1 protein-coding gene is annotated in these 14,297 nt (G+C 71.1%); it reads left to right on the forward strand.

Annotated features, from left to right (window positions below; translation table 11 throughout):
- Positions 1–20: 20 nt before the first annotated feature.
- The gene (locus FOH10_RS16570) at positions 21–14,285 is read left to right on the forward strand and encodes a type I polyketide synthase (RefSeq protein ID WP_143981419.1); all 14,265 of its coding nucleotides are present in this window, start codon (positions 21–23) and stop codon (positions 14,283–14,285) included.
- Positions 14,286–14,297 lie beyond the last annotated feature (12 nt).

The following is a 14,297-nucleotide window of genomic DNA, read 5'->3' on the forward strand; positions in this document are numbered from 1 at the left end:
ATCGACAGGTGGTTGTACGCATGGCGCAGGAGGAAAAGCTCTTCGGCTATCTCAAGCGGGTCACCGCTGATCTCCAGCAGGCGAGGGAACGCCTGTCGGAGGTGGAGAGCCGGGACCGCGAGCCCATCGCGGTCGTGGCGATGGCATGCCGATTCCCCGGCGGTGCCGACACCCCGGAAGCGCTGTGGAGCTTGGTGTCCTCGGGTGGGGACGCCATTTCGGCGTTCCCGCAGGATCGCGGCTGGCCGCTGGACGAGCTGTTCGGCGACGACCCGGACGCGCCCGGCGCCTCCGCCGTGCGCGAGGGCGGATTCCTGCACGACGCGGCCGATTTCGACCCGGCTCCGTTCGGGATCTCGCCGCGCGAGGCGCTGGCGATGGACCCGCAGCAGCGGCTGCTCCTGGAAACCGCCTGGGAGACCTTCGAACACGCGGGCCTGGACCCGATGTCGTTGCGCGGCAGCAAGGCCGGCGTCTTCACCGGCGTGATGTACAACGACTACGCGGGACGTTTCGAGCGGGTCCCCGACGAGGTTGCGGGGCATCTCGGCAACGGCAGTGCGGGCAGCATCGCCTCTGGCCGCATCTCCTACACCTTCGGACTCGAGGGTCCGGCGGTCACCATCGATACGGCGTGCTCGTCCTCACTTGTCGCGCTGCATCTGGCCGCGCAAGCGTTGCGCAACGGCGAATGCACCCTGGCCCTGGCCGGCGGTGTGACCGTGATGTCCACGCCGAGAACGTTCGTGGAGTTCAGTCGGCAGGGCGGGTTGTCGCCCGATGGACGCTGCAAGGCGTTCGCCGACGGCGCCGACGGCACCGGCTGGGGTGAGGGCGTGGGCCTGCTGCTGCTCGAACGCCTCTCCGACGCGCAGCGCAACGGCCATCCCGTGCTGGCGGTCGTGCGCGGCTCGGCCGTCAATCAGGACGGTGCCTCCAATGGGCTCACCGCACCCAACGGCCCCGCCCAGCAGCGGGTCATCCGGCAGGCACTCACCAACGCCGGACTGCGACCCGCCGACGTGGACGCCGTCGAGGCCCACGGCACCGGAACACGACTCGGCGACCCCATCGAGGCCCAGGCCCTGCTCGCCACCTACGGCAAGGACCGTCAGCACCCGCTCTGGCTCGGATCGATCAAATCCAATATCGGCCACACCCAGGCCGCTGCCGGGGTCGCGGGCGTGATCAAGATGATCATGGCCATGCGGCACGGCACCCTGCCGCGCACCCTGCATGTCGACCGGACCACGACCGAAGTCGACTGGAACACGGGCAAAGTCGCCGTTCTCACCGAGAACCAGACCTGGCCGGACAACGGCCGGCCGCGTCGCGCGAGCGTGTCGTCCTTCGGCATCAGCGGCACCAACGCCCACGTCATCCTCGAACAGGCACCCGCCACCGACGAATCCGACGCGCCACGACCCGCGCCGGTCGCGGTGCCATGGGCGGTGTCGGCCACCACCGGTGCGGCACTGCGCGATCAGGCCCGGCGGCTGATGACGCTGACCGGCTCTCACCCGGCCGACGTCGGCTGGTCACTGGTCTCCTCGCGCGCGGCGCTGGCCCACCGGGCGGTCGTGGTCGGCGGTGATCACGCCGAGTTTGTCGACGGGTTGCAGGCGCTGGCGGACGGGATTCCGCACCCGGCCGTGGTCGAGGGCACGGCCGACTCCGCGGGCAAGGTTGTGTTCGTCTTTCCCGGTCAGGGTTCGCAATGGGCCGGGATGGGCACCGAACTCCTCGACACCACACCCATATTCGCCGACTGGATCCACCGCTGCGAACAAGCACTAGCACCGTTCGTGGACTGGTCACTCACCGACGTCCTGCGCCACGACCACACCGCACTCGACCGAGTCGACATCGTCCAACCCGCCCTCTGGGCCACCATGGTCGCCCTCGCCCACACCTGGCGCTCCCTCGGCATCGAACCCACCGCCGTCATCGGCCACTCCCAAGGCGAAATCGCCGCCGCCACCATCGCCGACATCCTCACCCTCCACGACGCCGCCCGCATCGTCGCCCTCCGCAGCACCATCATCGCCGACCACCTCGCCGGACACGGCGCCATGGCCTCCATCGCCCTGCCCGCCGACACCCTCCGCAACCACCTCACCCACCACCCCGACCTCGACATCGCCGCACTCAACGGCCCCCAATCCACCGTCGTCAGCGGCTCCGCCGACGCGATCGAAAACCTGCTCGCCACACTGGAACAGCAGGGCGTGCGAGTGCGCCGCATCCCCGTCGACTACGCCTCACACTCGGCCCACGTCGACGCCCTCGAACCCGAAATGGCCGCGGCCCTGGCACCGATCACACCGCGCGCCGGACGCATCCCCTTCCATTCCACCGTCACCGGCACCCGACTCGACGGCACCCAACTCACCCCCGACTACTGGTTCCGCAACCTCCGCCACACCGTCCTGTTCCACCCCGTCGTCCAATCCCTCCTACCCACCCACACCACCTTCATCGAACCCAGCCCACACCCCGTCCTCACCGCGGCCATCCAGGACACCGCCGACACGGTCGTCGCTATCGGCACGCTGCGCCGCGACGACGGTACCCTCACCCAGCTGCTCGTCTCCGCGGCCGAGGCATGGACACGCGGCGTCGACATCGACTGGTCCGGGCACTTCTCCGGCGCACGCCGAATCCCTCTGCCCACCTACGCCTTTCAGCGCACCCGCTATTGGCTCGACACTCCGGCCCGGGCCGTTGCGGCCGACGATGCAGCCGATGCGGACTTCTGGCGTGCGGTCGAGCACGAGGACCTCGAAGCGTTGGCGGCGATGCTGGCGGTCGGCGACCAGGACTCGCAGGATGTGCTGCGCCCGGCGCTGCCGCTGCTGTCGGATTGGCGCCGTAAGCGCGCCACTCGGGAGACCGTCGGAACGTGGCGATACCAGATCACCTGGCGCCCACTTCCGGCGTCGCGCGCCGCGGCCGAGATCGGTGGGCACCTGATCGCCTTCGTTCCGGCCGAACACGCCGAGCATCCCGCGATCACGGGCACTCTCGACGCGCTTCCCGACGTTGTCCGAATCCCGTTCGACAACACGCTGACTCGCGATTCGATCGCCGCGTTGCTCACCGAACACCGACCGCGGCAGGTGCTCTCGTTCCTCGCGTTCGCCGCCGACCCTGCGGCCGCGACCCTGACGCTGCTGCAGGCCTGCGCGGACGCCGACCTGGACGGCTCGCTGTGGTGCGTGACGTCCGGTGCGGTATCCCTCGGCCGTGGGGACCGGCTCCGCGACCCGGAGCAGGCGTCGGTGTGGGGCCTGGGTCAGGTGGCCGGCCTCGAATTCCCGCGCTGGTGGGGCGGTCTCATCGACCTGCCCGAGCAGGTCGACGACCGCGCCGCCGCCCGGTTCGCCACGATCATGGCGGGCGGCTGGGACGAGGACCAACTCGCCGTGCGCGCCTCGGGCGTGTTCGCCCGCCGACTGACCCGCGCCTCGAGCGCGACCGCGGGACGCTCGTGGTCCACCACGGGTCCCGCGCTCGTCACCGGCGGCACCGGCGCCCTCGGCGGTCATGTCGCGCGGTGGCTGGCCCGCTCGGGGGTGCGGCATCTCGTGCTCACCAGTCGGCGAGGAATCGACGCCCCCGGTGCCCGGGAGTTGCGGGCCGACCTGGAGCAGATCGCTCCCGGGGTCCGCGTGGACATCGAGGCATGCGACGTCGCCGACCGCGCGGCGCTCGACGGACTGCTGCGCTCGGTGGGGAACCCGATAACCGCCGTGTTCCACACCGCGGGCATCGGCACCGCCGCGTCGCTGCGAGACACCGACCCCGGGCTGCTGGCGCAGGCATGGGAGGGCAAGGCGCTGGGCGCCCGCAACCTCGATGATGCGTTCTCCGACACCGAACTCGATGCGTTCGTGCTGTTCTCCTCGGGCGCGGGCGTGTGGGGCGGCAGCGGGCAGGGCGCCTACGCCGCCGCCAATGCCTACCTGGACGCGGTGGCGCAGGCCCGCCGAGACCGCGGGATCCATGCCCTGGCCGTCGCGTGGGGGACGTGGGGCGGCGACGGTATGGCCGCACAGGGTTCGGCCGCAGCGGCCCTGCGCCGCACGGGTTTACCCGCCATGGCGCCCGAACTCGCCGTCGAGGCGCTGCGGCAGGCGCTCGACGGCGACGACACCACCGTCACGGTCGCGAACATCGTGTGGGACACCTTCGCGCCGACGCTGAGTGCCGCGCGCCGCCGCCCGCTGATCGACGACCTCGACGAAGCGCGCGCCGTCCTCGACGAACCCCGTTCTGCCGCAGCCGATTCGGGAGACAGCCCGCAGCGGCAGCGGGTCGCCGGGCTCACCGCCACCGAGCGCCGCCGCGTCCTGCTCGACCTGGTGCGCGCGGAGGCGGCCGCCGTGCTCGGGCACGCCTCGCCCGAGGCGGTATCGCCGCGTGCGGCGTTCCGGGACCTCGGTGTCGACTCCCTCACCGCCGTCCAGCTGCGCAACCGGCTGCGGACCGCCACCGGCTTGGCGCTGCCCGCGACGCTCGTATTCGACCACCCGTCGCCCGCCGCGCTGGTGACGCACCTGGAGCAGCAGCTGTCCGGTGACGACGCCCGGACTGCGCCGACGGTCGAGGCGGCACCCCGGGACGACGATCCCGTGGTGATCGTTGCTATGAGCTGCCGATTCCCCGGTGACGTGAATTCACCCGAGGCACTGTGGGAGCTGGTGACGCGCGGCGGCGACGCGGTCTCCGAATTCCCCGCCGATCGCGGCTGGGACGTCGAGGGCATCTACGATCCGGACCTGTCCAGGCCGGGCACCTCCTACGCCCGCGAAGGCGCGTTCGTCTCGGCCGCGGAGTTCGATGCCGCGCTGTTCGGGATCTCGCCGCGGGAAGCGGTCGCGATGGATCCGCAGCAGCGACTGCTGCTGGAGACCTCCTGGGAGGCGTTCGAACGAGCGGGCATCGCGGTGGATGCCCTGCGGGAGAGCCGAACCGGTGTGTTCATCGGCGCCGCCACCTCGCACTACGCCACCGGTGATGCCGGGCAGAGCGCGGAGGGCTATCTCATCACCGGCACGGCGACTGCCGTGGTCTCGGGCCGTATCTCCTACACATTCGGTCTCGAGGGTCCGGCCGTCACCATCGACACCGCCTGTTCGTCGTCGCTGGTCGCGCTGCACCTCGCCGCGCAGGCGCTGCGCGCCGGGGAGTGTTCCCTCGCGCTCGCCGGCGGCGTGACGGTGATGTCCACGCCCGCGGCCTTCGTGGAATTCAGCCGCCAGCGGGGTTTGGCCGCCGACGGCCGGTGCAAGGCGTTCGCGGCGGCCGCCGACGGCACCGGCTGGGGCGAGGGTGCCGGAGTCGTTCTCCTGGAACGGTTGTCGGACGCTCGGCGCAACGGCCATCCGGTGCTGGCCGTGCTGCGCGGTTCGGCGGTCAACCAGGACGGCGCCTCCAACGGCCTCAGCGCACCGAACGGACCCGCGCAGCAACGCGTCATCCGCCAGGCCCTGGCGAATGCGAGCCTGGAGCCGGTCGAGGTGGACGCGATCGAGGCACACGGCACCGGCACACGGCTCGGCGATCCCATCGAGGCCCAGGCGCTGCTGGCCACCTACGGACAGGACCGCGACGAGCCCCTGTGGCTGGGAACGATCAAGTCGAATATCGGTCACACCCAATCCGCCGCCGGCGCCGCGGGTGTCATCAAGATGGTCATGGCCATGCGGCACGGCATCCTGCCCCGCACCCTGCACGTCGACGAGCCCACGCCGCACGTCGACTGGGCCATGGGTGCGGTCTCGCTGCTCACCGAGGACCGGAGCTGGCCGCAGGTCGACCGGCCGCGCCGGGTGGGTGTCTCCGCGTTCGGTGTCAGCGGAACCAACGCGCACGTGATCATCGAACAGGCGCCCGAACAAGAGCCGGTCGTCACCATCCCGGCACCTCCCCCGGTGGTTCCGTGGGTGGTGTCGGCGCGTGACAAAGGCGCGCTGTCGACCCTGGCCGCCCGGCTCGCCGACCATGTCGGTGACGAGACCAGCGTGCTCGACATCGGCTACTCCCTCGCCACTTCGCGCGCCCTGCTGGAGGAGCGGGCGGTGCTGACCGGTGGTGATGCGGCCGAACGCGCGCACGCGCTGCGGTCGTTCGCGAACGGGCAGGCCGTGCCGGACGTGATCTCCGGTCGCGCCGTGGAGGGCGGGGTGGCGATGGTGTTCTCCGGCCAGGGCACCCAACGCCCCGGCATGGGCCGCGAACTCTACGACACCTATCCGGTCTACGCCGAAGCCTTCGACGCCGCCTGCACCGAACTCGACCCCAACCTGCCCCAACCGTTGCGCGAGATCGTCTTCGGCGACGACCCCGACCTGCTCAACCAAACCCGGTACGCCCAACCCGCACTGTTCGCCCTGCAGGTCGCGCTCTACCGACTGTGGGAGTCGTGGGGCATCACCCCCGACGTGGTAGCCGGGCACTCCATCGGCGAGATCGCCGCCGCCCACATCGCGGGCGTGCTCACCCTCACCGACGCCGCCACCCTCGTGAGCGTCCGGGGCAGGCTCATGCAGTCGCTCCCCGAAGGTGGCGCGATGGTGGCGATCGACGCCACCGCGGACGAAGTGCTCCCGCACCTGAGCGACCACAGCGACACCGTCGACATCGCCGCCGTCAACGGACCCAAATCGGTTGTCCTGTCCGGAGATCGCGCGGCGCTCACCGCAATCACCGACGCCCTGCACGGTCACCGCATCACCTGGCTACGGGTCTCGCATGCCTTCCACTCACCGCTGATGGACCCCATCCTCAGCGAGTTCCGCCGAACCGTGGCGGGCCTGTCCTTCTCCCCGCCCACCCTGCCGATGATCTCCACCGTCACCGGCGAACGGGTCGACGACACCACTCTCGCCGACCCGGACTACTGGGTCCGCCACGCCCGCAACACCGTTCGCTTCGCCGACGCCCTCGCACACGTCACCGAGGGCACCTGTCTCGAGATCGGCCCCAATGCCGCGCTGACCGCCCACCTCCCCGGCACGGCCGTCCCGAGCCTGCGGCACAACACCTCCGAGCCGCAGGCACTCGCCACCGCCCTCGCCCACCTCGTGGTCGGCGGCGCGAATCCCGACTGGCACAACTACTTCGCGGGCTCCGGCGCCCGCACCGCCCCCCTGCCAACCTACCCGTTCCAGCACAAGCACTACTGGCTCGGGCGGGAGGAGCAGGCGCGCAGCGGTGAGGCGACGTCGGACGCGGCCGAGTCCCGGTTCTGGGATGCGGTCGAGCGGGCGGATCTTCCGGCGCTGGCGCGGGAACTGGGCAGTCAGGATCAGGAGGCGCTCGCGGCCGCGCTGCCCGTGCTCGCGGGCTGGCGGCAGCGCAAACGCGACCAGTCCGTGGTGGATTCGTGGCGCTATCGCGTCACCTGGGCACCCCTGACCACGACCGCACACGAACTCTCGGGCACCTGGTTCGCTGTCATGCCCCCGTCTCATCGCGAGGACGCGGACGTGAGCGCCGTACTCACCGCCCTCCGCGACAGCGGCGCGGACGTGCGAATCGGACACGTCGCCGACATCGGCGACGGCTCCGAACTCACCGGGGTGGTGTCGCTACTGGCCTTCGACGAGGAGCCCGACGATACGCATCCGGCGCTGCCGCGCGGACTGACCGCGACCGTCGCGTTGATTCAGACGTTGCAGCGCAACGACGTCGGCGCACCGCTGTGGTGTCTGACCCGCGGCGCCGTGGCCATCGGTCGCTCCGAGCAGTTGCGCTCGCCCGCTCAGGCCCAGTTCTGGGGCATGGGGCGCGCCGTCGCGCTCGAGTGGCCGCAGGGCTGGGGCGGGCTGGTCGATCTGCCCGCGACGCTCGACGACCGCACCCTTGCTCGAGTGCCCGCACTGCTGGCCGATCCGCACGGCGAGGACCAGCTCGCCCTGCGTGCCTCGGGCATGTTCGGGCGGCGTCTCGCGCGCGCTCCCTACGCCGCATCGGCCGCCGCGCAGTGGAACCCGCGGGGCACCGTCCTGATCACCGGCGGTACCGGGGCACTGGGCGCGCATGTCGCCCGCCTGCTGGCCCGGCGCGGGGCGGAACATCTGCTGCTCGTCAGCCGGAGCGGCCCGGCGGCACCGGGCGCGGCCGAATTGGAGGCCGAACTGTCCGCGCTGGGCGCGGAGGTGACCATCACCGCGTGCGACGTCTCCGATCGAGCCTCGGTCGCGAATCTGCTTGCGGCCGTGCCGGACCACCGGCCATTGAGCGCCGTCGTGCACACCGCCGGTGTGGGTCAGCTGACGCCGCTGGCCGACACCGGGATCGACGAGTTCGCCGATATCGTGCGGGCGAAGACGGCCGGGGCGGCACATCTGGACGCGCTCATCGGTGACCGCGCGCTGGACGCTTTCGTCCTGTTCTCCTCCGTGTCCGGCGTGTGGGGCACCGGTGGACAGGCCGCCTACGGCGCCGCCAACGCCTACCTCGACGCGCTCGCGCGGCATCGCCGCGATCGCGGGCTCGTCGCGACGTCGGTGGCGTGGGGCCCGTGGGCCGAAGGCGGGATGGCGCAGGGTGAGTCTGGTACGCACATGCGCCGCCGCGGCCTGGTCCCGCTGCCGCCGACCATGGCGATCGCGGCGCTGGAGCAGGCACTGCACGACGACGAACCCTGTTCGACCGTCTCGGACGTGCGCTGGGAGGATTTCCTGCCGCTGTTCGTCTCCGCCCGGCCCAGTGCGCTGCTGTTGGACCTGTCGGAGGCGCGCGCGATTCTCGGCACGCCCGCGGTGCCCGAAACGGCTGTGCGGCACCGGCTTTCCACACTCGGTGTCGCGGAACGGCGGTCACACCTGCTAGAGGTCGTCCTGGCCGAGGTGGCAACCGTGCTGGGGCACACCGAGACCGGCGAGGTCGATCCCGACCGCGCGTTCCGTGACCTCGGATTCGACTCGTTGACCGCGGTCGAGCTGCGCGACCGCCTGGGAGCGGCCATCGGCGTCACGCTCCCGGCCACCACGGTGTTCGATCACCCGAGCCCGGAGCGACTGGTCGCTCACCTCACCGCATTGTTCGGCGACGAGCCGCAGCACGAGCCCGTCACGACACGCGCGGAGTCCGACGAGCCGCTGGCCATCGTCGCGGTGGGCTGCCGCTTCCCCGGCGGTGTGCGCGGCCCCGAGGATCTGTGGGAGCTCGTGCTGTCGGGCCGCGACGCGGTGTCCGCGTTCCCCACCGATCGCGGGTGGGACCTCGGCTCGCTGCTGGAAACCGCCTCCGGTGAACGCGGCAGCAGCACGGCGACCGCGGGGGGATTCCTCGACGGCGCCGCGGATTTCGATGCGGAGTTCTTCGGAATCTCGCCGCGGGAGGCGCTCGCCATGGATCCGCAGCAGCGCCTGCTGCTCGAGACCGCGTGGGAGACCTTCGAACGCGTGGGCATCGACCCGATGGCGTTGCGCGGCAGCAGGACCGGCATCTTCGTCGGCGGGAACAGCCAGGACTACGTGTCGTTGCTGCACAACGGGATCCAGGGCACCGAGGGCTATCTCCTCACCGGCAACACCACCAGCGTGGCGTCGGGACGCATCTCCTATACCTTCGGTCTCGAAGGCCCTGCGGTCACCATCGACACGGCGTGCTCGTCGTCGCTGGTCGCACTTCATCTCGCGGCGCAGGCACTGCGCAACGGCGAATGCACGATGGCACTGGCCGGTGGCGTCACCCTCATGGCCACCCCCACCACTTTCGTGGAATTCAGCCGACAGGGCGGACTCTCACCCGACGGCCGCTGCAAGGCATTCTCCAGCGACGCCGACGGCACCGGCTGGGCCGAGGGCGTGGGCCTGCTGCTCGTCGAACGCCTCTCCGACGCGCGGCGCAACAATCACCCGATCCTCGCGATCGTCCGTGGTTCGGCGATCAACCAGGACGGCGCCTCCAACGGGCTCACCGCACCCAACGGCCCCGCCCAACAACGCGTCATCCGCCAAGCCCTGGCCAACGCGGGCCTGCAGCCATCCGAGGTGGACGCCGTCGAGGCCCACGGCACCGGCACCCGACTCGGCGACCCCATCGAAGCCCAAGCACTCCTGGCCACCTACGGACAACACCGCGAGACACCCCTCTGGCTCGGCTCGATCAAATCCAACATCGGCCACACCCAAGCCGCCGCCGGCGCTGCCGGAATCATCAAAATGATCATGGCCATGCGACACGGCACCCTGCCCCGCACCCTCCACATCGACCAACCCACCCCCGAAGTCGACTGGGACACCGGCAAAGTCGCCCTCCTCACCGAGAACCAGACCTGGCCCGGCCACCACCGGCCCCGGCGCGCCGCCGTCTCCTCCTTCGGCGTCAGCGGCACCAACGCCCACATCATCCTCGAACAGGCACCCCCCACCGACGAATCCGAGGAGCCACAATCCGCGCCGGTCACCGTACCGTGGGTCCTGTCCGGACGGGACGAGGCCTCGATGCGCGCGCAGGCCGAACGCCTGGCGCATCGGCTCGACGGCGATGCTTCGATGCTGGACGTCGCCTACTCGCTCGCCACCACCCGCCATGCATTCGAACACCGCGCGGTCCTGGTCGCAGGCGATGTCGGTGAACGCCTGCGAGCGTTGACCGCCTTGGCCGCCGGAGAGGTCGTGCCCGGGGTATTCACCGGTCGCGCCACCGGCGACGGCGTGGCGATGGTGTTCTCCGGCCAGGGCTCCCAACGCCTCGGCATGGGCCGCGAACTCTACGACACCTATCCGGTCTACGCCGAGGCCTTCGACGCCGCCTGTGCCGCAGTGGATCTGCCACATCCGTTGCGCGATGCGGTGTTCGGCGTCGATGAGGCGCTCCTCGATCGGACGCAGTACACCCAGCCCGCCCTGTTCGCGGTGCAGGTCGCCCTCTACCGGCTCTGGGAATACTGGGGCATCACCCCCACCGTCGTGACCGGGCACTCCATCGGCGAAATCGCCGCCGCCCACATCGCGGGCGTGCTCACCCTCACCGACGCCGCCACCCTCGTGAGCGTCCGCGGCAAACTCATGCAATCCCTGCCCGAGGGCGGCGCCATGATCGCCATCGAGACGACCGAACACAAGATCCGGCCACTGCTCGACGGATACGAGTACGAGATCGGCATCGCCGCCGTCAACGGACCCACATCCCTCGTCCTGTCCGGAGACCGCGCCGCACTCACCGCAATCACGAGCCGATTGCACGAAACCCGCACCCGCTGGCTGCGGGTCTCCCACGCCTTCCACTCACCACTGATGGACCCCATCCTCGACGAATTCCGCGAAGCCGTCGCGCAACTGACATTCTCGCCACCGACCCTGCCGATCATCTCCACCGTCACCGGCGCCCCCGTCGACGCGGACACCCTCGCCGACCCGGACTACTGGGCCCACCACGCCCGCAACACCGTCCGCTTCGCCGACGCCATGGCACACACCGCGGCGTCGGTCCACCTCGAGATCGGTCCCGACGCCGCACTGGTCCCGCACGTTCCTGGCACGGCGATCCCGTCGTTGCACCGCAAGCAGGGTGACACCGCGGCGATCACCGCCGCCCTCGCGCGGCTCGTCGCGGGCGGCATCGACCCCGATTGGCACGGCTACTTCGCCGGAACCGGAGCGCATCGAATCCCGTTGCCCACCTATGCCTTCCAGCACGCCCGCTATTGGCCGGACGCGACCGCCGCACCGAATCGAGACGGTTCCGATCATCCGCTGCTCACCGCCAGCGTGGAACTCGCCCACACCACTGGTGTCGTGCTCACCGGCCGGTTGTCCCTCGCATCCCACCCCTGGCTGGCCGACCACAACGTCGCGGGCGCGGTGGTGTTCCCCGGCACCGGGTTCGTGGAGCTGGCTCTGCAGGCCGCCCGGGCGGCGGGACTGCGGAGCCTGCGAGAGCTCACCTTGGAGAACCCGTTGACGCTGCCGGAGAACGGCGCGACCGACGTACAGATCGCCGTGGGCGAACCGGACAGCGAGGGCCGCCGTGCGGTCACGGTCCACTCCCGGCACGACGGGCAGGGCGAGGGGTGGCAGCCGCATGCCACCGGCGTCCTCGACGCCGCACCCGTCTCCGAACCGTCGTGGTCGCTGGACACCTGGCCGCCACGGGGCGCGGTCGCACTGCCCGTCGAGGACGTCTACGCCGAATTCGCCTCCGCCGGCATCGATTACGGCCCGCTGTTCCAGGGCCTGCGGTCCGCGTGGCGGATCGGTGAGGACGTCGCGGTCGAGGTGGCGCTTCCCCCGGGCGAGGACCATCGCGCCGCCGGTTTCGACCTGCACCCGGCACTGCTGGACGCCGTGCTGCACGGCGTCGGCATCGGGCGGATGTTCGGCGAGGACGGCCAAGCCCGGCTGCCGTTCTCGTGGTCCGGAGTGACCCTGTACGGCGCCGGTTCGTCGGTACTGCGCGCCCGGCTGTCGCCGAAGGGCGAGGACGCGGTGGCGCTGCTGGTCTCCGATGTCATGGGCAGGCCCGTCGCCGAGGTCGATCGCCTCACGATGCGCAAGATCGCGCCGGAACAGTTCGCGAGCACGCAGCGGTCGATGTTCGTACCGGCCTGGCTGCCCCGGGAACTTCCAACGGCGGCAACGGTGTTCACGACGCTCGGCGACGAGCCGGGGCCCGCGGACGCCACGCACGTGCTGCTGCGCGCGAATCACGGCGACGACCTCCACCCCGATGCCGCGCTGGCGGCGGTGACGGCGGTGCTGAGCACGATCCAATCCTGCACCGAGGATCGAGCCCTCGTGGTCGTGACCGAGAACGCGGTCGCGGTGGACGGCGAACCCGCGCCCGCGGGTGCGGCGGTGTGGGGGCTGGTCCGCGCGGCACAGGTCGAGCGGCCCGGACGCGTGCTGCTGGTGGATATCGATGACGACGAGCGGTCGTGGGCGGCCCTGCCTCATGCGCTGTCCTGCGACGAACCGCAAATGGCGCTGCGCGGGGGCGAGATTCGCGTGCCCCGTCTCGTTCCCGCACCCGCTCCGGCCTCGGCCGCCCCGAACTGGGGCTCGGGCACCGCCGTGATCACCGGTGCGTCCGGCGCGCTGGGCACCCTCATCGCCCAACATCTCGTCGACGCGCACGGTGCCCGAGATCTGGTGCTGCTCAGCCGCACCGGCGACGCACCGGAACCCGACGGTGCCACCGTCACCCGGATCGCGTGCGATGTCACCGATCCGCGGCAGATCGCCGCCGCGCTCGACGCGATCCCCCGTGATCGCCCGCTCACCCTCGTCCACGCCGCGGGCGCGCTGGACGACGCGACGATCGAGCACCAGACACCCGCACACCTGCGGGTGGCCTTCGGCGCCAAGGCGGCCGCGGCGTGGCATCTGCACGAACTCACCCGCGACCACGACACCACCCTCATCCTGTTCTCCTCCGCCGCAGCCACACTCGGCTCACCCGGCCAAGCCAACTACGCCGCCGCCAACGCCTACCTCGACGCCCTCGCCCACCACCGCGCCACCAACGGACACCCCACCACCAGCATCGCCTGGGGACTCTGGAACACCGGCATGGCAAGCAGGCTGAGCGACGCCGATCAGCGGCGGCTGGCCGCCACCGGTCTGGCTCCGATCGATGAGGCCGACGGGCTCGCCCTGTTCGATGCGGCCGTGGCCGGCGGCGAACCGGTCGTCGTGCCGCTGCCGGTGAACCGGGCGGTGCTGCGCCGTCGCGCCGTGGACGGCCCGCTCCCGGCGGTGTTGCGCGATCTGGTCCCGCGCCCGGCCCGCGTGGCCGCGGCGTCGGCCGCGCCCGAGCAGGCATTGGCCGAGACCCTGCGCGGACTGCCACCACACGAGCAACGCGAGCGGCTCGCGCAGCTGATCCGCAGTCGCATCGCCGCGGTGATGGGTCACGGCTGGGCCGAGGCGATCTCGATGGATCGGCCCTTCACCGACCTCGGATTCGACTCGCTGATGGCCGTCGAACTGCGCGGCGCGCTGGACGCGGCCACCGGATTGCGCCTGCCCGCGACGCTGGTCTTCGACCATCCCACGCCCGCCGCGCTGCACGAGCACCTGCAGGCCGCGCTGCTGTCCGGCGAATCGACCACGGCCGACTCGATTTTCGCCCAGATCGACCGCCTGGAGGCCGGCCTCGCCCACATCGAGCCGCAACACGCGGCCCGGGTGCGCGGTCGGCTGCGGACCCTGCTCGGTGCCTGGGAGGACACCGCGACCGGCGACGACAACGGCGGCGACGAATTGGCGAACGCAAACCTGGACGAGGTCTTCGACATCATCGACGACGAGCTCGGCCTGTCCTGACGAGAGTGACGT

Origin of the sequence: Nocardia otitidiscaviarum (assembly GCF_007362295.1) — a bacterium.
Classification (GTDB): domain Bacteria; phylum Actinomycetota; class Actinomycetes; order Mycobacteriales; family Mycobacteriaceae; genus Nocardia; species Nocardia otitidiscaviarum.

What these genes read in the sequence shown, in the direction of transcription:
- FOH10_RS16570 (WP_143981419.1), top strand. Translation starts at nt 21, where the DNA reads ATGGCGCAGGAGGAAAAGCTCTTCGGCTATCTCAAGCGGGTCACCGCT.